20 protein-coding genes are annotated in these 23,395 nt (G+C 60.3%); 17 read left to right on the top strand and 3 right to left on the bottom strand.

Annotated elements, in window-relative coordinates:
• The first annotated feature begins 117 nt into the window (after positions 1 to 117).
• The 6 genes from LCH64_RS25390 (at position 118) to hcnC (ending at position 5,581) form a co-directional block, all read left to right on the top strand.
• Positions 118 to 453 (top strand): hypothetical protein, encoded by a 336-nt coding sequence (locus LCH64_RS25390; RefSeq protein WP_226501640.1) that lies wholly within the window; start codon positions 118 to 120, stop codon positions 451 to 453.
• A 192-nt stretch (positions 454 to 645) separates the two neighbouring features.
• Positions 646 to 1,587 carry a hypothetical protein gene (locus LCH64_RS25395; RefSeq protein ID WP_003223942.1) on the top strand — a complete coding sequence of 314 codons (942 nt, stop codon included), beginning with the start codon at positions 646 to 648 and terminating at the stop codon, positions 1,585 to 1,587.
• 237 nt (positions 1,588 to 1,824) lie between these two features.
• On the top strand, positions 1,825 to 2,364 hold the full coding sequence (locus LCH64_RS25400; protein WP_226501641.1) for a hypothetical protein: 540 nt from the start codon (positions 1,825 to 1,827) through the stop codon (positions 2,362 to 2,364).
• A gap of 244 nt (positions 2,365 to 2,608) precedes the next feature.
• On the top strand, positions 2,609 to 2,923 hold the full coding sequence (gene hcnA / locus LCH64_RS25405; protein ID WP_047602019.1) for a cyanide-forming glycine dehydrogenase subunit HcnA: 315 nt from the start codon (positions 2,609 to 2,611) through the stop codon (positions 2,921 to 2,923).
• Positions 2,920 to 4,329: a cyanide-forming glycine dehydrogenase subunit HcnB gene (gene hcnB / locus LCH64_RS25410; protein WP_103484694.1), complete on the top strand. Its 1,410-nt coding sequence runs from the start codon at positions 2,920 to 2,922 to the stop codon at positions 4,327 to 4,329. Before hcnA ends, hcnB begins: the two co-directional genes overlap by 4 nt.
• On the top strand, positions 4,322 to 5,581 hold the full coding sequence (gene hcnC, locus LCH64_RS25415; RefSeq protein ID WP_226501642.1) for a cyanide-forming glycine dehydrogenase subunit HcnC: 1,260 nt from the start codon (positions 4,322 to 4,324) through the stop codon (positions 5,579 to 5,581). Before hcnB ends, hcnC begins: the two co-directional genes overlap by 8 nt.
• A gap of 226 nt (positions 5,582 to 5,807) precedes the next feature.
• Here hcnC and LCH64_RS25420 read toward each other — a convergent pair whose 3' ends face one another.
• Positions 5,808 to 7,616, bottom strand: a complete 1,809-nt coding sequence (locus LCH64_RS25420; RefSeq protein ID WP_226501643.1) for a monovalent cation:proton antiporter-2 (CPA2) family protein — start codon at positions 7,614 to 7,616, stop codon at positions 5,808 to 5,810.
• 1,263 nt (positions 7,617 to 8,879) lie between these two features.
• On the opposite strand from LCH64_RS25420, the gene LCH64_RS25425 reads away from it, so the two are divergent.
• The 11 genes from LCH64_RS25425 (at position 8,880) to LCH64_RS25475 (ending at position 21,187) form a co-directional block, all read left to right on the top strand.
• Positions 8,880 to 12,527 (top strand): indolepyruvate ferredoxin oxidoreductase family protein, encoded by a 3,648-nt coding sequence (locus LCH64_RS25425; protein ID WP_226501644.1) that lies wholly within the window; start codon positions 8,880 to 8,882, stop codon positions 12,525 to 12,527.
• Between the two features lie 60 nt (positions 12,528 to 12,587).
• Entirely contained in the window at positions 12,588 to 13,664 is a 1,077-nt protein-coding gene (locus LCH64_RS25430) for an AfsA-related hotdog domain-containing protein (RefSeq protein ID WP_226501645.1), read from the top strand.
• Positions 13,661 to 14,842 carry a tRNA-dihydrouridine synthase gene (locus tag LCH64_RS25435; protein WP_226501646.1) on the top strand — a complete coding sequence of 394 codons (1,182 nt, stop codon included), beginning with the start codon at positions 13,661 to 13,663 and terminating at the stop codon, positions 14,840 to 14,842. The genes LCH64_RS25430 and LCH64_RS25435 overlap by 4 nt, the downstream gene beginning before the upstream one ends.
• On the top strand, positions 14,839 to 15,612 hold the full coding sequence (locus LCH64_RS25440; protein WP_003223958.1) for an SDR family NAD(P)-dependent oxidoreductase: 774 nt from the start codon (positions 14,839 to 14,841) through the stop codon (positions 15,610 to 15,612). The genes LCH64_RS25435 and LCH64_RS25440 overlap by 4 nt, the downstream gene beginning before the upstream one ends.
• Entirely contained in the window at positions 15,612 to 16,430 is an 819-nt protein-coding gene (locus LCH64_RS25445; RefSeq protein WP_226501647.1) for an SDR family NAD(P)-dependent oxidoreductase, read from the top strand. Before LCH64_RS25440 ends, LCH64_RS25445 begins: the two co-directional genes overlap by 1 nt.
• Positions 16,431 to 16,471: 41 nt before the next feature.
• Positions 16,472 to 16,786, top strand: coding sequence for a hypothetical protein (locus LCH64_RS25450; RefSeq protein WP_226501648.1), 315 nt, complete (start codon positions 16,472 to 16,474; stop codon positions 16,784 to 16,786).
• Between the two features lie 18 nt (positions 16,787 to 16,804).
• A complete protein-coding gene (locus LCH64_RS25455; protein ID WP_226501649.1) occupies positions 16,805 to 18,160 on the top strand; it encodes a long-chain fatty acid--CoA ligase in 1,356 nt (451 codons plus the stop codon).
• A gap of 36 nt (positions 18,161 to 18,196) precedes the next feature.
• Positions 18,197 to 18,439: an acyl carrier protein gene (locus tag LCH64_RS25460; protein ID WP_226501650.1), complete on the top strand. Its 243-nt coding sequence runs from the start codon at positions 18,197 to 18,199 to the stop codon at positions 18,437 to 18,439.
• On the top strand, positions 18,436 to 19,491 hold the full coding sequence (locus LCH64_RS25465; RefSeq protein ID WP_226501651.1) for a ketoacyl-ACP synthase III: 1,056 nt from the start codon (positions 18,436 to 18,438) through the stop codon (positions 19,489 to 19,491). The genes LCH64_RS25460 and LCH64_RS25465 overlap by 4 nt, the downstream gene beginning before the upstream one ends.
• Positions 19,492 to 19,588: 97 nt before the next feature.
• Complete coding sequence (locus LCH64_RS25470; RefSeq protein WP_226501652.1) at positions 19,589 to 20,212, top strand: hypothetical protein; 624 nt, start codon at positions 19,589 to 19,591, stop codon at positions 20,210 to 20,212.
• A 60-nt stretch (positions 20,213 to 20,272) separates the two neighbouring features.
• A complete protein-coding gene (locus tag LCH64_RS25475; protein WP_045122393.1) occupies positions 20,273 to 21,187 on the top strand; it encodes a LysR family transcriptional regulator in 915 nt (304 codons plus the stop codon).
• On the opposite strand, the gene LCH64_RS25480 is transcribed toward LCH64_RS25475, so the two are convergent.
• Together LCH64_RS25480 and LCH64_RS25485 are read right to left on the bottom strand one after the other, a co-directional pair.
• Positions 21,177 to 21,944, bottom strand: coding sequence for a substrate-binding domain-containing protein (locus tag LCH64_RS25480; protein WP_103520241.1), 768 nt, complete (start codon positions 21,942 to 21,944; stop codon positions 21,177 to 21,179). The genes LCH64_RS25475 and LCH64_RS25480 overlap by 11 nt on opposite strands.
• Positions 21,945 to 21,956: 12 nt before the next feature.
• Positions 21,957 to 23,249, bottom strand: a complete 1,293-nt coding sequence (locus tag LCH64_RS25485; protein WP_103520240.1) for an MFS transporter — start codon at positions 23,247 to 23,249, stop codon at positions 21,957 to 21,959.
• Positions 23,250 to 23,395: the final 146 nt, after the last annotated feature.

Here is a 23,395-nt window from a genome sequence, read left to right on the forward strand (position 1 = left end):
ATTTTCCGTAACGCTTTAAATTAACTTTCATGTTTTAGCCGCCATTTGCCAAGGCTGCGGAATTATTTTCGGGAACATTGATATCATCTGGCCATAATTTCCAACAGGAGTGGTTCAGTGCGTACTTTTATTCGCCGTGGCTGGATGCCAACTACCGGTTTGTTGCTGGTGCTGCTGAGCACGGCGGCCCTGGCCGCCAATACGCCGTGCTCCGGGAAGAAGGGCGGTATCGATCGCTGCGACGGCGATCTGTTCCTGTGCAATGACGGCTCCATCAGCGGCTCGAAGAAAAGCTGTGCCGCCCTGTTCGGAATCAAGGGCCAGGCACGTCCTCAGCAATTTTTGCAGAGTCACGATGGCTGCACCTGCGGTAGCGGCTCTTTCTGCACCGGCCCGCGTGGCGGAGTGTATTGCCTGACACCCAGCGGAAACAAAAGCTACAAGCGCAAATGACAGCCCTTTGTGCCAATGCATAAAACCCGCTGCTTTTAGCCTGTTATTGCAAATTGCATGGTCTTAGGAAGTTCATTCTTTTTAACTGATTGAAATCTAACGATTTATTTAAAGTTGGCAAATGGCACGGTCGCTGCAATTCCTCCGATGACGAGTTGTAACACCATTTTTCATGCCTGGAGCACTACAACAATGAATAGATCCTCTGATGGGTTTTATCCTGCCTTCGAAGGAGAGTCGAGCAACGTGTCAGGCGTGTCCTGGGGCGCGATTTTCGCGGGCGCAGCGGCGGCCGCAGCACTGTCGATGATTTTGGTGCTGCTTGGTTTCGGTTTGGGATTCTCTGCCGTTTCACCTTGGGCCGGAGAGGGCGTCAGCGCCAAGAGCCTGGGGATTTCCACGATTGTCTGGCTGGCGGCGACGCAAATCATTGCCTCGGGTCTCGGTGGTTACATCGCCGGTCGCCTGCGCGTGAAGTGGGCCAACATGCACGGTGATGAAGTGTATTTCCGTGATACCGCCCATGGCTTCCTCTCCTGGTGTGTTGCCACATTGGTCACTGCAGTGCTGGTGATCGGCTCGGTCAGCAGTGTGATCAGCGGTGGCGTTCAGGCCGGTGCCAGTGTCGCCGGTGGGGCAGCAAGCGCGATGACTCAGGCTGCCGGTACCGCAGCGGCCAACACCGACAGCAATCAGTATGGATATTTCATCGACAGCCTGTTCCGCGATGATCGTCCGGCGTCCGTCAGCGATGACGCCGCCCATGGCGCTGTGGCCCGGATCTTCGTGCAGAGCCTGTCCAATGGTCAGCTCAGCCCTGAAGACCGCACCTACCTCGCACAACTGGTTGCGCAACGGACCAACCTGAGTCAGGCCGACGCCGAGAAACGTGTCGATGACGTGTATGCCCGTACTCAGAAAGCCATCGCCGATGCCAAGGTCAAGGCTCAGCAAGCTGCCGATACCGCCGCCAAAGTCGCTGCCTGGACTTCGCTGTGGACATTCATCGCGCTGTTGGCCGGTGCGTTCTTCGCCAGCCTCGCCGCCACTTACGGCGGTCGTCGTCGGGATGCGGTGGAGTACGTCGAAGTCGAGACCTACACCGCCACCACCACACTGCCTCCAGTTCGTTAAACAAGGAGAATCACCATGCGCTCTCTACTACTGTTTTTCCTCGGTGTGCCGATCCCGATCATCATCCTGATCGCCCTGTTCGTACACTGATCCAGATGCTCTATTGAGGTTCATGCCTCGGCCGCTTTCACTTCACGGTGAAAGCGGCTTTTTGCTTTCCGGGGTTCAACAAGGCGAGAATTGGCGGCTGGAGCGCAACGCTCCAGCCCGGGATTTCTCTACTTAAGGAAAAGCACGTTGGACAAGAAGGAAATCAAACGTCAGGCAATGCAGATGCTGGAGGCAGGGCGCTCGAAAACCGAGACCTTCAAGGCGTTGTCTGGTGGTGTGGTCAAGGACAAGGTGCTGGCCTACTGGATCGGCTCACGCCCGGATCCGCAATTGCTCGAGCGGCATGCCGGCAAGATCAAAATACTGCTCGGGCTGATCTACGCGCAGGCGTTGCTCGGGCTGGTGGGCGGCTATTTTCTGGGACTGACGATCAGCGCCGGTTTTGCAATCGTCCTCGGATTGCTCGCCGGGGGGATTTCGCTATTGTTCGCCTGGGGTTTTTATCGCAACTCGGCGCAGACCTACACCGTGTACACGTTGCTGTCGATCAGCCAGGTGCCACAGATGTTCAAGGATTACGCCGAAGACCCGGTGTCGGTGATCATCGGCGTGGTGACGACGCTGGCCATGGTGTTTTTCGTGGCCTGGGTGAAAAACCTGCTGTTTCCCGACCTCGGTTTCATGGGGTCGAAGAAGATCAAGGGCCAGTTTGTCTTCTCCAACTGAATCGTTGAACAATCCGACCACTTTCACTGGCCTGGATCAATATTTGCGCCGGCAACTTCGCCTAACGTAAATGATCCAGGCCTTTGCTGAGGTATGAACTACAGTGCTTCACGCGCACTTTGCTGCGCTGACGAAGTACCCGCGAGCCCGCCCCGAACCAACAATTAAACGGGCCGCACGGTGTAGAGCAGCAAGGAGCTGACGTAACACTTACCCCTGAACCTTTTCACGGATGAACATCGTAATGCACTGCCTAGAACGCACCTTCGATATCCAGCCCCTGACCCAGGCGGATATGACCGTCCACATCAACGGCCAACCGGTTACCGCGGCCATCGGCGAAACCGTCCTCAGCGTCATCCAGTCCCTCGGCGTGCGTCAGGTCGCACGCAACGATCACAACCAGATCAGCGGCGCCTACTGCGGCATGGGCGTGTGCCAGTGCTGCCTGGTGAAAATCAACGGTCGCCACAAGCGCCGCGCCTGTCAGACCGTGGTGCGCGACGGCATGCAGATTGAAACCCAGGTCAACCGCATCAACGAGCAGGAGGTCGTATGAGCCTGCAACCGGTGATCGTCGGCGGTGGTCCGGCGGGGATGGCGGCGGCCATTGAACTGGCTCGCCACGGTGTGCGCTGCACCTTGCTCGAAGAAGCCTCGCGCCTTGGCGGCGTGGTCTATCGCGGGCCGCTGCGTGACGGCGTGCAACTGGATTATCTGGGGCCGCGCTATTCCGAAGCGCTGAACAAACTGCACGGTGATTTCCAGGAGCAATCCGGGCTGATCGATGTGCGCCTCAATCACCGCGTGGTCGGCGCCGAAGGCACCCGTGCGCTGGTGGTGCTCGACGGCGATGAGCAACTGCACGAGATCGCGTACCCGCAATTGCTCCTGGCTGCCGGTTGCCATGAGCGCAGCGTGCCGTTCCCCGGCTGGACCCTGCCGGGGGTGATCATGCTCGGCGGCCTGCAGTTGCAAATCAAAAGTGGCGTGGTCAAGCCGCAGGGGCCGGTGATCATCGCCGGCACCGGGCCGCTGCTGCCGCTGGTGGCGACGCAGTTGCACGCGTCCGGGGTCAAGGTCGCGGGCGTGTATGAAGCCTGCGCTTTCGGCAAGATCGCCCGCGAAAGCCTGGCGCTGCTGAACAAACCGCAGCTGTTCCTCGACGGCCTGAGCATGCTCGCGTATCTGAAGCTGCACGGTATCCCGATGAACTACGGCTGGGGCGTGGTCGAAGCGCACGGCGAAGGCGAGCTGAAGAGCGTCACTGTCGCGCCGTATTCGGCCAGTTGGGAACCTGATCTGACTCAGATCGAGCGCTTCGAAGCCCAGACCCTGGCGGTCGGTTACGGCTTCATCCCGCGCACGCAACTCAGTCAGCAGATGGGCCTCGATCACGGTTTCAGCGACGACGGCTACCTGCGCGCCAACTCGAACAACTGGCAGCAAAGCAACGAGCCGCACGTGCACCTGGCCGGTGATATGGGCGGGATTCGTGGCGGTGAAGCGGCGATGCTCGCCGGCAAGATCGCGGCGACCTCGATCCTGCTGCAACGCGGGGTGATCGAAGAAGAACTGGCGCGGGTACGCCGCGACCGTTATCTGGGCAAACTCAAATCCATCGTGCGCTTCCGTGCAGCCATCGACCGCTACACCGAACGCGGCGTCGGCCAGACCGCTTTGCCGGCCGCCGATACGGTGATCTGCCGCTGTGAACACGCGACCCGCGCCGACATCGATCTGGCGCTGGAACAGGGCGTGCAGGACATCGCCAGCCTGAAAATGCGCACCCGCGTCAGCATGGGCGATTGTCAGGGACGGATGTGCGTCGGCTACTGCAGCGACCGCCTGCGCCAGGCCACCGGGCGCAAGGACGTCGGCTGGCTGCGCCCGCGCTTCCCGATCGATCCGATTCCTTTTTCCGCGTTCCAGTCCGTCGGCACGGAGGCCACTTCCCATGAGTAAGTTCTACGACGTGATCATTGCCGGCGGCGGCGTGATCGGGGCGTCCTGCGCCTATCAATTGTCCAAGCGCGAAGGTCTCAAGGTCGCGCTAATCGACGCCAAGCGTCCGGGTAACGCGACCCGCGCTTCGGCGGGTGGCTTGTGGGCCATCGGCGAGTCAGTGGGGCTGGGCTGCGGGGTGATTTTCTTCCGCATGATGTCGGCCAACCGCAAGCGCGAAACCCAGGGCGCGGCGGTGGCGGTGGACGCCAGCACGCCGCACATCCTGCCGGAGTCGTTCTTCGATTTCGCCTTGCAGTCCAACGCGCTGTACCCGCAACTGCACCGTGAGTTGATCGACAAGCACGGGATGGATTTCAAGTTCGAAAAGACCGGGCTGAAATTCGTCATTTATGACGACGAAGACCGGCTCTACGCCGAGCACATCGTCAGTTGCATTCCGCATCTGGCCGATCAGGTGCGCTGGCTCGACCAAGCGGCGCTGCGCGAAGCCGAACCGAGTGTCAGCCACGAGGCCCGGGGTGCGCTGGAGTTTCTCTGCGATCACCAGGTCAGCCCGTTCCGTCTCGCCGATGCCTACATGGAAGGCGCGCGGCAGAATGGCGTCGACATTTACGTCAACACCAACGTCACCGGAGTGTTGCACCACGGCACCCGCGTGACTGGCGTGCAGACGGCCGAGGAGGGCGTGTTCCACTGCAAGACCCTGATCAACGCCGCTGGTGCCTGGGCGGCGGATTTGAGCGAGTGGGCCACCGGTGTGCGGATTCCGGTGAAACCGGTCAAGGGCCAGATCCTGCTGACCGAGCGCATGCCGAAAATCCTCAACGGCTGCCTGACCACCAGCGACTGCTACGTGGCGCAGAAGGACAACGGCGAAATCCTGATCGGCAGCACCACCGAAGACAAAGGTTTCGACGTCACCACCACTTACCCGGAAATCGCCGGACTGGTGCAGGGCGCGGTACGTTGCTTGCCGGAACTCAAGGACGTCAATCTCAAGCGCACCTGGGCCGGGTTGCGTCCGGGTTCGCCGGATGAGCTGCCGATCCTCGGGCCGATGCGTGGGGTGGAGGGTTACCTGAATGCCTGCGGACACTTCCGCACCGGCATCCTGACTTCGGCGATCACCGGGGTGCTGCTGGACAAACTGGTCAACCACGAAGCGCTGCCGCTGGATATCACACCGTTCCTGGCGGACCGGTTTGAGACTGCACCGGTCAAGCAAGAGCGTGAATTAGAGCTGGCCTGACCCAATCCCCTGTAGGAGCTGCCGCAGGCTGCGATCTTTTGATCTTGACCTTAAAAATCAAAATCAAAAGATCGCAGCCTTCGGCAGCTCCTACAGAGGTCGAGTTTGCCGATCAATTGTGTAGGAGTGAGCCTGCTCGCGATGGCGGTGTGTCAGTAACAGAGATGGCTACTGATAGATTGCAATCGCGAGCAGGCTCACTCCTACAATTGGAATTGTGGTGAATTCAGGCCTTGCGCGCTTCCTCTTCCAGTTGATCCGACTCGAACAACCGCGCCAGTTCCGCCCGGGCTTCCTGGGCGGTCTGCAGGACTTTGGCGGCATCGTCGTAGACCGCGTGCTGGGCTTCCAGCACCTGTTCGTCGTGGTGCTTGAATCGCTTGATCCGCGCATCGGCCTGGGCCTGGGTCAGACCGAGGCCGACCAGCGTGCGGCGGCTCATCTCCAGACTCGAATAGTAGGTTTCCCGAATCGGCTCGGCGCCGACATCGACCAAGCGGTGTACGTGCTGACGGTTACGTGCGCGGGCGATGATCTTCATGTGCGGATACAGTTTGCGCACGATCTCGGCCGTCTTGATGTTGGTCTCCGGATCGTCCGTGGCAATCACGAAATACTCCGCCTCGCCGACCTTCGCCGCATGGAGGATTTCCGGACGCATCGGGTCGCCATAGAACACCGGCACACCGCCAAAACTGCGCGACAGCTCGATGGTTTCCACCGACGTGTCCAGCGCCACGAACTTGATGTTCTGCGCGCGCAGAATCCGCGCCACGATCTGGCCCATCCGACCCATGCCGGCGATCACCACGCGCGGAGCCTCGGTGTCGATCTCGCGAAATTTCTCCGGCACCTCCACCGGCTGCACCTTGGGGCTGACCAGTCGCGCACAGATCAACAGCAGCAACGGCGTCAACGCCATCGACAGGGTGATGGTCAGCACCAGCAGGTCATACAGGCGCGGCTCGAACAGGCCCTGATCGCGCCCGATCTTGAACACCACAAAGGCAAACTCACCACCCGCCGCGAGCACGATACCGAGGCGAATCGCACTGACCTTGGTCAGCCCACCGGCCAGACGCCCGACCACAAACAGCAGCGGCAACTTCAAACCGATCAGCAGCAGCGTCAGGCCCAGCACGGTGATCGGTGCGCTGAGCAGCAGACTGAGATTGGCGCCCATGCCGACGCTGATGAAAAACAGCCCGAGCAGCAGGCCCTTGAATGGCTCGATCTGCGCTTCCAGTTCATGGCGATATTCCGAATCCGCCAGCAGCAGGCCGGCGAGGAAAGCCCCGAGCGCCATCGACACGCCGACCAGATCCATCAGCCACGCCGTGCCGATCACCACCAGCAATGCGGTGGCGGTAGACACCTCCGGCAGACCGGTTTTTGCCACCACGCGAAACACCGGGCGCAACAGATAACGTCCGCCGACCACCACCACGGCGATCCCGCCGAGCACCTGCAAACCATGATTGAGGCTTCCCGCGCTGCTGGTTTCGTGGGCGCCGCCAGCGAGCATCGGCACCAGTGCGATCAACGGGATCGCGGCGATGTCCTGAAACAGCAGAATCGCAAACGCCAGCCGCCCATGCGGGCTGGTCAGTTCCTTGCGCTCGGCCAGGCTTTGCAGGCCGAAAGCCGTGGACGACAGCGCCAGGCCAAGACCCAACACAATCGCACTGTTCAGTGGCTGACCGAACACGTACAACGCCAGCACGCCGATCACGGCCGCCGTCAGTAGCACCTGCGCCAGGCCCACGCCGAATACCGACTTGCGCATCACCCACAAGCGGCGTGGCGACAGCTCAAGGCCGATGATGAACAGCAGCAACACCACGCCCAGTTCCGAGATATGCGCAACGCTCTGCGGATTGCCGATCAGGCCGAGCACCGACGGGCCAATGATCACCCCCGCCAACAGATAACCGAGCACCGCGCCCAGTTGCAGACGCTTGGCCAAAGGTACGGTGAGCACGGCTGCGAAGAGAAACACGACAGCGGCTTGTAACAGGTTGCCTTCATGGGGCATGGACTGACTCCTGACAGCGATACGGCGGGGGTGACAAGGATAAAGGCTGACTTCCTGCCACACCACAAGCACTGTCGGGCAGCGATTCTGTAATCAATGTCTTTTTTTGCGCTAGAACGGCTTGGCATCGATGAGCATCAGGCGCCTTGAAAGTTGTTGCACGGGCAAAGGCGTTTTTCCTTTTATCCGCTTATGTAAAGTAATACTTTGGTCTTAGAGTGCGCGGGCGTGATATTGCCGAGCCATTGCGTGACTAACCGATAATTGCTGGCGATGGACGAAGTTTTGCATTGAGCAATCGATTGAAGAGTGACCGTGTGCTAATCCAAGAGTTAGACAGCTGATTCGATAATGTAAAACCTGGAGCATCATGCCATTGGCAATGCACTGTGATGATTGCGTGAACCAGATAGTTCATAGTTTGCGATTTACCATTAAATGTTTGTTACAACGATTGACAAGATGAGCGCTCCGAACCTACTATTTTTGCCCGAGATGTTGGCCGTTTTATAACGGCTGTAATAAAGCGACCAGGACGGTCGTGTGAAGTTTTCATAAGGAATGAAACTTTGTATCTGGATTCCATTGGATCGGAACCGCTTCGATTTCGGCTCGATCAGCTCGTTCCCGGCATTTGCCCGGGAGCAGCTCAGGATCGTGCAGCGGCTGAAATCGCGACGTCATTGTCACGTCGTCAAAATCATGGCAATCATTCGATAGAACCCCGGGAATTCGTGGGTTCAGCCGAGAACATCTCCTTTTCAAAAAGCCGAAAAGCCCCTGTGCAATTGCTTGTTTTCCAAGCCGCAGGTGACGCATTCGGCCGTGCTGGTCTGTGCGTTGAAAGTAAGGTTTTCACAAGGATTTGAGACTTTTTACTTGTATTTGATGGGGCAGTAACTCAAGTCAATCATTTTGTGGTGAACAACTGTTTGCGTGTTTTCCATAACTATCGCCTGTGCAAAATGGCGAGGCTGAGTTGTGCTCGCATTGGTGAGAATACAAGTAGGTTTAAAGTAAAGTTTTCATAAGGAATTGAAGATTTGTACCGGGTTCTGCGCTGACTATTAAGAAAGATTGAAATGACTCGATGTGTTCCCGAGATGTCGAGGAGCCGTGCGAGTGCGTCTTTCTGCGCGTCTGATCAGGTATTCATATCGCCCGAATCACCGTCGTGTTGCGGTCGAAAGTTTTGATGCAACCCTCTGCTGTAGTGCGCAAATAAGCACATTCAATGTGAAGTTTTCATAAGGATTTGAAACTGTGTACTTGGATTCCATTGATTCAGAACGTCAACGCCTGCAACCCGACAAACTCGCCGCTGATGAGGCGCAAACCACCTTATCGCGGATCGAAAACTATGACAGCCGCTCGATGTACTGCCGGGAACACGCGCAGCCCAACGAGCGCATCTTTCTCAGCGGCCAGCAGGCCCTGGTGAGATTGCTGTTGTCCCAGGCTGCCCTTGATCGATCCAACGGCATTCGCACCGCGGGATTCGTCAGTGGTTATCGCGGCTCGCCGCTGGGGGGCGTGGACCGCGAGCTGGTCAAGGCCAAGAGTGTTCTGGAAAACGCGAACATCCGCTTTCTGCCGGCGATCAACGAGGATCTGGCGGCAACGGCCCTGATCGGCACCCAGCGCGTCGAAACCGATCCGCAGCGTCTGTATGACGGCGTGTTTGGCATGTGGTACGGCAAGGGCCCGGGCGTCGATCGATCCGGCGACGCGATCAAACACGGCAGTTCCTATGGCTCGTCGCCCAACGGCGGGGTACTGGTGGTAACCGGCGATGATCACGGTTGCGTGTCCTCGTCGATGTCCCACCAATCCGATCGCACGCTGATGGCCTGGGGCTTGCCGGTGATTCACCCGGCGGGACTGGCTGACTACGAACGTTGCGGCCTGTGGGGCTGGGCGCTGTCGCGTGTGTCCGGTTTGTGGGTGGGTTTCAAGGCAATCACCGAGACGGTCGAGGCAACGACTTCGGTTGAGTCCTCGCCGCTGCCCGAATTCGTCAGCCCCGAGATCAATCCGGGAACGGACGGTCTGCACTGGCGCTGGCCGGATCTGCCGGGCATGCAGATCGAACGCCGCACCGCTTTCAAGTTCGATGCCGCCCGGGCCTTTGCCCTGGCCAACCCGATTGACACGGCGGTCACCGCGCCGGCACAACCGACACTGGTCATCGCTGCGGTCGGCAAGGCCTATGGCGATGTGCGCCAGGCCTTGCAGCAATGCGGCATTTCCCTCGAAAAGCTGGAAAATGCCGGCGTCGCATTGCTCAAGATCAACCTGGTTTATCCGCTGTCGCCGGTGCTGGACGCCTGGACCCAGCGCGCCGGCAAGGTGCTGATCATCGAAGAGAAGCAGGCAATCGTCGAAGAGCAGCTCAAGCAGAAGTATTACAACGCTGCCCACGACCAGCGTGCGGTGATCATCGGCAAGACCGACGAAAACGGCGCAGCGCTGATCTCTGATCACGAAGAGTTGCGCCCGTCGCGCATCGCCGCGCTGCTGCAGCAGCGCCTGCCAGCTCTGGGTATCGAGCCGAGCCTTCCGGATTTCTGGCTTACGCCCTGCGTTTCGCGGGTTGAAGACTGGATCCGCCGCACGCCTTATCTGTGTTCGGGTTGCCCGCACAACACCTCGACCCAAGTGCCCAAGGGCAGTGAAGCGCGGCTCGGTATCGGCTGCCATGCCATGGCCGCACGCATGCCCGAACGCTCGACCACCGGCAGCGTGCAGATGGGCGGGGAAGGGGTCGACTGGCTGGGGCAGGCACCGTTTGTGCAGACCCCGCACATCTTCCAGAACATTGGCGACGGCACCTTTTTCCACTCCGGATTCCTCGCGGTACGTCAGGCTATCGCAGCCGGCGCGACCATCACCTACAAACTGCTCTACAACGACGCGGTGGCCATGACCGGCGGCCAGCCTATCGACGGCAAGCTGACGGTGAAAAAAGCCGTCGAGCTGCTCAAGGCCGAAGGCGCCCAGCGAATCGTGGTGGTGGCGGACGACCTGCAACGCTACCAGGCGCATGACAGCCTGCCTCAGGGCATCGAAGTGTTTCACCGGGAAAAACTCGAGGAAGTGCAGCAGCAGTTGCGCGACACCCGTGGCGTCAGCGTGCTGATTTTCGACCAGGTCTGCGCGGTCGAAGGACGTCGACGCAAGAAGCAATTGCCGGCGCCGTTGGTGAAGACCGAAGTGGTGATCAACGAAGCGGTCTGTGAAGGCTGTGGCGATTGCCAGGTCAAATCCAACTGCCTGTCGGTGATCCCGGTGCAAACACCGTTCGGCGCCAAACGCCGCATCGATCCGCACTCGTGCAATACCGATCTGTCGTGCATCAAGGGGTTCTGCCCAAGCTTCGTGACGGTGACCGGCAAGCCGCGGCAACGTCCGCGCAAACTGGCCGACAGCGCCGAAGTGCTGGCGCGGGCCGAAGCGCTGGCGCTGCCGCAGGCACCACGGTCGCTCGACAGGCCGTATGAAATGCTTCTGGCCGGTGTCGGCGGTACCGGCGTCGTGACCGTGGCGCGGGCCATTGCCATGGCGGCCCACCTCGACGGCCGCGCCGTCAGCGTGCTCGATTTCACCGGGTTCGCGCAGAAGGGCGGTGCGGTGTTGAGCCATGTGCGTCTGGCCGGTCATGCCGATGCGCTGCACCAGCACCGCATCGATATCGGCGGCGCCGACCTGCTGCTCGCGGCCGATCTGGTGGTGGCCAGCGAAGACGATGCACTGGCAACGCTGCGGCGGAAAAAAACCGTGGTCATCGCTAACAGTGCGCTGACCCAGACCGGCGCGATGCTGCGCAACACGCAACTGAATATTGAAACCGACGCGATACAAGCGTTTTTGAAAGAGAAGGTCGGCGCCGAGCAGTTCCACAGTCTGGACGCCGGACAGTTGGCGAACGCACTGGTCAGCCCGCTGCAGGCCAACATGTTGTTGCTCGGTTACGCCTGGCAGAAGGGCACGGTGCCGGTGTCGCTGCCGGCACTGCAGAAGGCCATCGATCTGGCCGGCAGCGCCGCTGCCAACCATCTGGCTTTCGCCTGGGGGCGGTTGTGGGCGCAGGACCCGGCCTTTGCCGCGCCTTATCTCGATCAGCCAGTGGATGCCGTGTCGACGATTGCGATCCGCGACATCAGCGACATGCGCAGCCGCCGCGAAAGCCTCGAACAGCTGATCGACAACCGCAGCGAGTTCCTGACGAGCTATCAGAACGCAGCGTATGCGGCGCGTTATCGCAACGTTATCGAGCAGCTGCGGGCGCTGCCGGCGGCCGGTGATGAGAGTGCCCTGACCGAAGCGGTGGCACGCAACCTGTTCAAGTTGATGGCCTACAAGGACGAGTACGAAGTTGCGCGGCTGCTCACCACCCGCAGTTTCACCGACTCGCTCAAAGCCCGGTTCGACGGTGGCATTCGCCTGAAATTCCACTTTGCCTTGCCGCTGCTGCGCAAGAAGCAGGAAAGCACCGGCGAGCCGAAAAAGGTCGCTTTCTCCGGCTGGATTCTGCCGCTGCTGAAGGTGCTGGCCAAGGGCCGAGTGTTGCGTCACACCCGGTTCGATCCGCTGGGCTTTTCCGCCGAGCGCCGCGAAGAACGCCGCTTGCTGAGTGACTACGAGCAAACCCTGCAACGCCTGTTACCGAAACTGAACTCGGACAATCTGTCGGCGTTCGTCGCATGGGCGAACCTGCCGGATTCGATTCGCGGCTACGGCCACGTCAAGGAGCGTTCGATCGCGGCAGCACGTCTGCGCGAGCAACAACTCATTGAACAGATTCTGGCGGACAAACCGGTCATTCACGGTGTCGAGTCGTGGCAGCCATCCACCGTCATCGCCAGGCAACTGAGCGCAGAAGAGGAACGCGACGTGATGGAAGCCTCCTGACGGAGGCTGGCGCCAGCCCCGCACAAGAAAAAATACAACAACTACCGAGATGAGCTGACCATGATGAATAACGACAGCATTTCCCCCGACCTTCTGCACAAGGGTTCGGCTGACGACGTTTTGATTTGTGCAACGACAGACGCATTGCCGCTGTATGTGAACGAAGCACTGATCGAGGCCAATGGGCATAACCCGTTGGTGCGCAATTACGTCGCGGGCGGCAACCAGCAGCGGCGCTTCGAGATTGCGCCCGTGCTGCAGAAGAAGAGCCGGATGGACGGCGTCGGTGCCGATGATGAATGGAACCAGGTGCGAGCACTGCCTTACCAGATCGTCGCCGCGCAACTGGAATCGGCTGAAGCAAGGATCGACAACCTGGAGTTTGCCGTCGCTGCCCTGTGCGAATCGATCGCGCCGATCCGCCGCGCCAGTTCGTTTCGCTTGATCAATAACGCCGACAACTACTTCTTCTATCGCAAGGCGCACGAACATGTGCCGGGGACGATGTTCATCGAAGCGGCGCGTCAGGCGGTCTATCACCATTTGTACCATCACACCGATCATGCACGCGGCGCCGTCACCGTCAGCGTCAATGAGCTGAACGCGAGCTTTTTCGCCTACGCCGAGCTGATGTACCCGATCGAACTGGTGGTCGACAACATGACCCCGAGCGATGCCACGTCGCCGAAGAAAATCCATCTGCGGGTTGCGTTCTATCAGCGCCAGATGCTGTTCGCCACGGTCGATACCAAGGCCACGGTGATCGACATGCCGCTGTTCGAAAAGACCCGCAATATCTTCATCTACTCCAATGACTGGTTTGCACCGCTGCAGGCGTCGAAGCTGGCCTGCACGATCAGCGACCAGCAGGGGCGCAAGGCCCAGGTGCAACTGTTGGGTCTGGGCAAGACCGGTTGCGTAACGACCACGGCGGATCTGCCCGACCCGGTCACTCTGCACATCGTCTACGAAGGCAAGCTGAGCTTCACCGCCAGCATCCGTCGTGCCGGACAGGGCGAGCATGCGTCGTGGGAGTTTGCCGAGGTTGATTTCAGCGGCCTGCAGGTGATCAGCGACATGATCAAGCGCGGCTTTGTTCACCTCGATGAGCCGGCGCTGGCGGCGCTGAAGCAATGAGCAAAGAACACCCAAGCGTGCAGGCGGCCACCCAGGCGCTGCATTTCGGCGCGCATGCAGTGGCGAAAAACCGACTGTATTTTTCTTCGCTCGGCATGGATCTGTGTGACGAACACGGCTTCCCGCTGCCGGCGTTTTTTTCGGTTTATCACGCCTTGATGAACGGCGGCGCCGGCTTCGGTTTTCTCGGCAACGCCAGCGTGGACGCCGATGCGCGGTACAACAGCCGCGGTCTGCGCCTGACTTCGGCAGCCCACGCGCAGGCCCTGCGGCCGCTGTTTGAAGCGGCACGGGAGCGTGGTTTTCCGCTGGGGGTGCAATTGCAGCATTACGGGCCGCAGTCTTTGCCGTCGAAGCAAGGGATCATTCTGACGCCCAGCGGTATCGCCTCGCCGACAGTGCTCAGTGCCCATCCCCAGGCATGGGCAGTGGCGATGTCAGAGGCGCAGATTCAGCGCTGCATCGAGCAGTTCTGCGCTGCCGCCCGTTACGCGCAACAGGCCGGCGCCACGCTGATTCAGTTGCAGGCGTCCAACGGCTATTTGATCAGCAGCTTTCTCTCGCCAAAGACCAATCAACGCGAGGACGACTGGGGCGGTACGCCGCTCAAGCGCGCGAGGTTGCTGCTGGCGATTGTCGAAGGCATTCGCCAGGCCACCGACCACAAAGTGGCCGTCACCGTGCGCCTGGGCATGGACGACGGCCTCGGTGAAGAAGGCCAGCACGCGGCGCTGTTGGGTGACGTCGTCGCGGCGCTGGAAGCCAGCGGGGTCGCAGCGATTACCTGCTCGCTGGGTATCAGCGAGACCTTCCGCTTCTTTTTCAAGAACGCCGAACAAGCCTTGGCCATGTCGCGGGAGGGCTGCCGCTATCTGAAACGCTTCGTGCGCATTCCGCTGGGGTTTACCGGCTCGGTGGCAGACGTGGCGCAAGCCAACGAGATCATCGCCAGCGGCGATGCCGATTTTGTCGGCTTCGGCCGCGCCATGCTCGCCGACAACCACTTTGTCGCCAAGCAACTGGCGGGGCGAGCGGATCAGGTCAACCGCTGTCGAGGCGATGCCTTTTGTTTTCGCGACAAAAAAGAACCGATGGCCGAGCGCGTCTACTGCTGCGTCAATCCTGACTATCGACGGCCAGAACAACTACAACAGCACTACGAGGAAAACCTGAAATGAACTTCACCGCCAAGATCGCCCTTGTTGTCGGGGGCACACGCGGGATCGGTTTCGATGTCAGCCAGAAACTCATCGAAGCCGGCTGCATCTGCTACATCACCGGCCGCAACGAAGACGACGGCCTGACGGCGCAAAGTCGCCTCGGCGACAACTGCACGTTCATCAAAAGTGACGTCACCGACGAAGCCTCGGTCATCGAGCTGTTCCGCATCATCAATGACAAACACGGCCGACTCGATCTGGCCGTGAACAATGCCGGCGTCACCTCCAGACATGCACCGATCCGCGACATGGATTTCCCTGACTGGAAACGCGTGCTGGAGATCAACCTGCTGGGCCCGCTGCTGCTGCTCAAGCACGAGACCAATCTGATCTCGAAGCATGCGGGTGGCTCGATCGTGAACGTCTCGTCCTGCGCCGGTCTGCTGGGGGTTGCCAGGCAAAGCGCCTATTCCACCAGCAAGGCTGCGCTGAACATGCTGACTCAGGTCTGCGCGATTGAGTGCGCTGAAGAGGCTTTGCCTGAGCGGCATTCGATTCGCGTCAACGCCGTGTGCCCGGGCCCGACGCTGGGCGGCATGAACTCCGAGGAACGCCTGAAAGCCAATCCGGAATCCACCAGGCACAAGTTGCAGGTCACGGCGATGAAGCGCTTCGCCAATCCCGGTGAAATCTCTGCCGCGATCCTGTGGCTGCTCAGTGATGCCTCTTCGTTTGTCACTGGCACCGTAATGCCGGTAGATGGCGGCTTCTCCGCCGGTAAATTCTGATGCACACGGTCAAGCGCAATCCCGGCGCTGGCTCGCGCGAGAAGGGCAAACACCGGGTGTTCATCACCGGTGTGAGCAGCGGTATCGGCGAGGCGCTGGCGCAGCTGCATTTGCAAAACGGCCATACGGTTTTTGGCACCGCACGGCGTCAGCCCTATGCACTGATGGACCATCCGAATTTCCGTTTTCGGCCGTTCGATCTCTCGCGGCCGAGTGAGATGGGCGAGCTGTTCAAGGACAACTTTGCCGAGGTTCTGGAGCAAGGCGTCGAGCGGTTTTTCCTCAATGCCGGGGTCAGCGGCAACGTGCCGGGACGTGGCGGTGACTTCACCCTGGACGAATTGCAGCATGTGCTCAACGTCAATGTGCTGGCCAACAAGGCCATTCTCGATCTGATGTTGTCTTCGGCACAGCGGCCGGCGACCTGCGTGCTGTCGGCCTCGATGGCTGGCGTGCGCTTTCGCGCGGGCACGCTGCCGTACAGCCTGTCGAAAGCCGCGCTGGCGGCATTGGCCGGCGTCTACGCCGAAGAAAACCCGGAGATCTTTTTTGCCGTACTCGGCCTGTGCAACGTCGACACCGGTTTGTCGCGGCAGGTGAGTTTCAGCCAGCGCACCGCTGACTTCGCCGACCTCAAGTCGCTGCAACAACGAGCCCTGGCGCCCGGCTACATGGTGTCGCCGGCGCAACGTGCAAAAGACATCCTGGCGGTGATTGACGCGCCCGAAGCTTACGGGATCAAGAGCGGAATCTTCGTCGACATGCGCACGGCGCTGGCCGATCACCAGAAAGCGCACCCGCCATTGTCCCAAGCGTAGTGAACGCAGGGACCTGCATCAGCCAATAAAGGAATGTTGGAATGTTCAATCAAGTCAAAGCGCTGACCGAGTCAGCCGTTCGGCAACAGGATCTGTTGTTGAGCACCCCGATCGATTTGTCCCGTGGGGAAGACAGCCGCCTCTATGGTGTGGACGGCAGCATCGACTCCCTGACCCTGGTTTCGATCATCGTCGATGTCGAGGAAAAGCTGCGCAGCCAGCTGGGCGTTGACGTGCGTCTGGCCTATACCAGCGACCTGCCCGACACCGCCACACCGTTTGCCACGCTGGGCACGCTGATCGCCTACATCATGGATCGGCTGTCGGCGGCGCAAGCACAAGCTCAAGCGGTTTGATCGAACGACGGGGTGTGTATGCAAGTTGAAGAATTTTTGGCTCATCTGCAAAGCGCCGGCAACCAAGCGGCGATTGTCAGCGATGAGGGGCGCTTTACCTATGATCAGTTGCTTCAGCAGATAACCGCCTACGGCGAGGAGCTGGCGGCAAAATCCGTGCGCGATTCGAGTGTGTTGCTGGTCGACAACTACAGCTTCAACAGCGTGTGCATGCTGTTCGCGCTGTGGCTGCACAACAACGTGGTCGCGCTTTCCGTACCCAAGGACGAGGAGCAACTGGCGAATCTGGCGGGCGCTGCGGGGGCACGGTTTTCCGTGATCGGCGGGGCGCCGGAGTTTGCGGTTATCCGTCACGACAACAGTCGGGTGCCGCCGACCGTCGACGGCCTGCTGTCGCGTCGTCAGGCCGGTTTCATCGTGTTTTCCTCTGGTTCGACAGGTCCGGCCAAAGGCGTGGTGCATGCCATTTCGCCGTTCTTCGAGCGCTACCTGAGTGCCGAGCGTTGCGGCGCGATTCTGGCGTTTTTACTGTTCGATCACATCGGCGGCCTGGTCACGGTTCTGCAGGCGCTGGCTACCCACGGCACGTTGATCCTGCCCAAGGAGCGCTCGCCGCAAGAGGTCGGTCGCTGCATCGAATCGTTCAATGTGCAGACCCTGCATGTATCGCCGACGCTGCTCAATCTGGCGACGGTCACCGGCGTCTTCCAGAAGTGGGACACTCGTAGCCTGGAGCGCATTTATTTCGGCTCGGAGCCGAGTTCACCGCAAGCGATCCAGCGCATTGCCAGCCTGCTGCCACAAGTGCAGTTGCAGCAGTTGTACGGGATGTCGGAAATCGGCGTGCTGCCATGTCGCAGCAAGGACGGTGACAGCGCGTGGATGAAGATCGACGATCCGAACTACAGCCTGCGGGTGGTCGACGGCATTTTGCAGGTGCGCGGGGCGACCAACATGCTCGGCTACCTGGCCAGTGCCGGTGACCTGTCGAGCGATGGCTACCTGATCACCCACGATCTGGCCGAGGAACATGCAGGCTACTTTCGGGTGACCGGGCGGGCGGTCGATCTGATCAACGTCGGCGGCAAGAAGGTGTTTCCGTCGCACGTGGAAAGCGTACTGATGGGCCTGGAAAACGTCTCCGACGTGGTCGTCTACGCGCAGCCGAATCCGCTGCTCGGGCAGATCGTTGCCGCGCGGTTCACGCTGATCGAGCCGGAGGCGCTGGAGGCGTTCAAGGTTCGCTTGTATCAACACGTTCGCGGTGTCCTGGCGCAGGAGCAACTGCCCAGGGTGGTCTCCATTGCCGAGACCCCGCTGTACACCAGCCGTTTCAAGAAAATGCGTCACCCCGGCGTTCTCGCCCAGTCGTGAGACCGGTTTACTCATCACGTTATAAGGAAATGACAAATGGTTGATCTGGTAAAAATGCGCGAAAGCATCGCTGAAATCCTGTTCATTTCGCCGGCCGAACTGCGCGGTGAAACCGTGCTGGAAAACAGCGAGAACTGGGACTCGATGGCGCGAATCGGCATCGTCGCCATGGTGTTCGAACAGGCCCGCGTGAGCGTGTCGGGCGAGGAGATCGAGCGCGTGGTCACGGTGCAGGATCTGTTCGATCTGATCGACGGGAAAATCAAGGACGCCGCATGAGCCTGCTGACCATTGAGGGCGTCGCCATCCGTGCGGTCACGGCGGCACTGCCTGAGCGGCGAGTGACCGAGGCGGACTTCGCCGAACTGTTCGGCGCCAAGGAAGTTGAGCGCATCGCCAAGAGCACCGGCATCCATTCGATCCGCGAAACCAAAACCCTGCACACCTCCGATCTGATCATCGCCGCGTGCCGCAACCTGCTCGATCAAGGGCATGCTGCGGCAGAGGAGATCGATGGTTTGATCGTGGTGACCCAAACCCCGGATTCCTGGGTGCCGGGTGTCGGTTTCGTGGTGCAGCAGGCGCTCGGCCTGCCACAGCATTGTCTGGTGCTGAACGTGGCCGCTGGCTGCTCCGGCTACATCAGTGCGCTGGTCCAGGCGGGTGCGCTGATTTCATCCGGCGCCTGCAAGAAGATCCTGCTGTGCACTGGCGACGTCACCACGCGGATCCTCGACGAGCGCGACCGTCACGTGAAAATGCTGTTTGGCGACGCCGCTTCGGTGACCTTGCTGGAAGCGGGTGAAGGCAAATTCGAATTCATCTGCGGCGCCGACGGCAGCGGCGGTACTGCGCTGCAGTCCGACATTGCCTACGCCAGAGAGGAGGGCAATCCGGTCTGCGCGACTATCCAGCGCTTGCAGATGGACGGCACGGCAGTGATGAACTTTGCCCTGAACCGGGTACCGCAGACCGTCAAGGCCTTGCTCGATGCCACGGGGTTGAGTCCGGCTACGCTGGACTTGCTGGTGCTGCATCAGGCGAACGAGTTCATGCTCAACTACCTGCGGCGGATGATTGGTGTGGCGCCGGAGAAAATGCCGGTCGACATCGATGGCGTTGGCAACACCAGCTCCACCTCGATTCCGATCGTGTTGTCGCGCCACGCCGCGATGGGTACGCCGCAGGCTGAACACGTTGTGCTGTGCGGTTTCGGTGCCGGGTTGTCGTGGGGCGCGTTGAAGGCGGACCTGCGCCAGACCGTCGCCGTGGCGCCTTGCGATGTGCCGGAAAAAAACGCTCAGGCAGTCAGTGAGCGTTTGCAAGCCTGAATAAAGCAATACACGGCAGCTTCGCGGCGATGCCCGCATCCACCCGCAAAGTTGCCGTGCCCGGGTTCAAATCGACTGATCGAACGAGACAGCTGTCATGAGCCGCACCTTTTTCAACGCACTGGGCATCATCGGGCGCAAGGACAATCTGCTATGGGAATATCCTTCGCCGTTTCTTCCGCTGTTCCAGTTTCACGAGCGCCATGAGTCAGGCCCGATTCGTGCGCAACCCGAGGCCATCATCGCCGCAGTTTGCGCGCTGAACATGCGCGATGACCGCGTCGTCGATGCGCTGCTGTCCCTGCGCGAACTGCCGGGGAAAATACTGCGCACGTTTGGCGACCGAACAGTGCCGCAGGAAACTGCGCCGTTCGGCTTTGACGCTTTCACCTTGCTCGAACGCACTTCGACTGAAGTGTCTCTAGGCCTGGCCGGACGCTTCTGGCGCCCTGATCTGAAGACCGGCCACATCGCTGACGCTCATGCATTCAAAGTTCTGGATGACCCACACGTAGCCAAACTGGTGCTGCGTTTTCAGGTCGTCGAAAATCCTCAAGGCATGCGTACGCTGCGCACCGAAACGTTCGTGTATTGCGCCACCACGCGCAGCAAAATGCTGTTTACCCCTTACTGGCTGTTGATTCGTCTGGCCAGCGGCTGGATTCGGCGGCGCAACCTTGCTGCCATCCAGCGGCAATTTTCGACGGAACGGGTTGTGTAAAAACTCGCATCAATTGGTTACATTGATAGCCTCTGCGAATCAGTCTCTCCGAGTCCCGCCATGGCCATCAACTTCGACCTCAACGACCTGCAAGCCTTTCGCGCTGTGGTCGAACAGGGCAGTTTCCGCAAGGCCGCCGACACTGTGCGCCTGTCTCAACCGGCCCTGAGCCGACGTATCGAAAAGCTCGAAGACGCCCTCGGTGTAAAACTGTTCGAACGTACCACGCGCAAGGTCAGCCTGACCCAGGCCGGGCGCGGCTTCATGCCCAGCGTCGAGCGTTTACTCGATGACCTGGACGTGGCGTTGCTGGGCATCAGCGAAGTGGCTTCGACCCGGCTCGGTCATGTCACCGTGGCCTGCGTGCCTTCGGCGGCGTACTACTTCATGCCGCGAGTGGTCGCCCGCTATCACCAGCAATTCCCGCGTATCAAAGTCAAAGTCCTCGATTCCAGTGCCCACGACGTGCTCAGCGCAGTGGTCAACGGCGAGGCGGATTTCGGTTTGAGTTTCATGGGGACCCAGGAGGCCAAAGTTGAATTCGAACCGCTGGTGCAGGAAAGCTACGTGGTCGCCTGTCGTCGCGATCACCCGTTGGCCGGACGCAGCAGCGTGACCTGGGACGAGTTCTATCAGCAGGATTACATTTCGCTCGACAAGACTTCGGGCAACCGTTTTCTGCTCGATCAGGCCTTGAGCGGCGTCGTGCCGCAACGCCCGAGCATCTGCGAGACACGGCATGTGACGACGATGATTGGGCTGGTGGAGGCGGGGCTAGGGGTGGCGGCGGTGCCGCTGATGGCGATGCCCGGGCCGGATCATCCGATCCTGACCCGGGTGCCGCTGACCGATCCGCAGGTGATGCGCAGTGTCGGCATCATCAAGCGCCGGGATCGTACGTTGACCCCGGCAGCACTGGAGCTGGAACGGCTGGTGGTGGAAATGAAAGTCCAGCCGCCAACGATCACTGCTTGACCGAATCCAGTCCGGTGGCTTGCACGTCAGCCTGGGCGGCAGGTGCGGCGAGGTAGTCGAGCAAGGCCTTGGCCTCTTTTGGATGCTGCGCGCCGACCGGGATGCCGGCGGCGAAGCGGGTCACCGACTGCACCGACTCCGGAATCTTGCCGACAAAACTCACCCCTGGCACGGGCAGCAATTCGCTGACCTGCTGGAAGCCCAGTTGATAATCGCCCGTGGCGACCACCGAACCCACCGGGATTTTCGGGATCATCTTCGCTTTCGGTTTCAGTTGATCCTCGACACCGAGTTTCTTGAACAGCTCCTTCTCGATGTACACGCCGCTGGCGCTGTCGGAGTAGGCCACCGATTTTGCGTCGAGCAGGGTTTTCTTCAGGCTTTCGACGTTGCTGATGTCCGGCTTCGGCGCGCCTTCACGCACCACCAGACCGATCCGCGAATCCGCCAGTTCGACCCGCGAGGCCGGGTCGACCTTGCCTTGCTTGATCAGGTCATCGAGGGCATAGCCGACCATGATCACCACGTCGGCGTGCTCACCGCGGGCGAGGCGATTAGGAATGGCTTCCGGGGCTTTGCCCATCGACGGACCGAGCTGGGTATCGAGAGTGTTGCCGGTGGCGGCCGCGAATTTCGGGCCGAGGATTTTGTACGCGGCGGTGAAGCCGCCCGACGTCATCACGTTCAGCTGTTCAGCATGGGCCAGGGCGCTGAAAGCGAAGAGGGCGATGGCGCTGAGATTGATCAGTTTTTTCAAGGTGATTGCTCCTTATGCGGCAACCGGTTGCAAACGGCCGCCTGCGCGGCGATAGAGGTACAACGTGGCGCACAACGCGCACAGCGCACCGACGCTCATCCAGTAACCCGGCGCTGCCTTGTCGCCGGTGTACTGGATCAGGAAGGTCGACATCGCCGGGGTGAAACCGCCGAAAATCGCGGTCGCCAGGCTGTAGGCGAGGGAGAAACCGGCCACCCGCACTTCCACCGGCATGATCTCGGTCAGCGCCGGAATCATCGCGCCGTTGTACATGCCGTAGATGAACGACAGCCACAACAGCGACAGCAGCATGTGGCTGAAACTCGGTGCCTGCACCAGATACGACAGCGCCGGATAAGTCGTGGCCAGGGCCAGCAGCGACATGGCGATCAACACCGGACGCCGGCCGATACGGTCGGACAACATGCCGCCAATCGGCAGCCAGAAGAAGTTCGAAACGCCCACCAGCAAGGTCACCAGCAGCGCATCGGAAGTGCTCAGGTGCAGCACGGTTTTACCGAAGGTCGGCGCGTACACGGTGATCAGGTAGAACGCGGTGGTGGTCAGCGCGACCATTAGCATGCCGCCGAGCACCACCACCCAGTTCTGGCCGAGGGTGCGGAACACTTCGCCCATGCTCGGACGGTGTTTGCGCGCGGCGAACTCTTCGGTTTCCGCCAGATTGCGGCGTAGCAGGAAGATGAACGGCACGATCATGCAGCCGACGAAAAACGGAATCCGCCAGCCCCAATCGGCAATCACATCCGGCGCCATCCACGCGTTCAGGGCGAAGCCCAAGGCTGCCGCGACGATGATCGCCACTTGCTGACTGGCCGACTGCCAGGCAGTGAAAAAGCCCTTGCGGCCAGGGGTGGCGATTTCCGACAAGTACACCGAAACACCGCCCAATTCCGCACCGGCGGAGAAGCCTTGCAACAGCCGCCCGATTAACACCAGCGCGGGAGCGAACAGACCAATGGTTTCGTATCCGGGCACCAGCACGATCAGGATCGTACCGCTGGCCATGATCGACAGGGTGACGATCAGACCTTTGCGGCGACCGACATCATCGATGTACGCGCCGAGCACAATCGCCCCCAGCGGACGCATCAGAAAGCCTGCGCCGAATACGGCAAAGGTCATCATCAGGGAAGCGAACTCACTGCTCGCCGGGAAGAACACCGCCGCGATCTGCGTGGCGTAGAAGCCGAACAGAAAGAAGTCGAACTGTTCGAGGAAGTTGCCCGAGGTCACCCGGAAAATGGCGCCGGCCCGCGAGCCGCCGTGTGGGATTGAGGCTGTCATAGAAAAGAACTCCACCGCTTTTATGACGTGCGCGACGTGGAAGCGGCGCACGGTTGTTATTGCGGCGGATGGTCGCGCAGGTGTTACAGGATGTTAATTGCATTGTTGGCATGGATTGATGTGCAGAGCGGATCAATCCCCTGAAA

This window comes from Pseudomonas sp. MWU16-30322, from assembly GCF_020515535.1.
Lineage (GTDB): Bacteria > Pseudomonadota > Gammaproteobacteria > Pseudomonadales > Pseudomonadaceae > Aquipseudomonas > Aquipseudomonas fluorescens_H.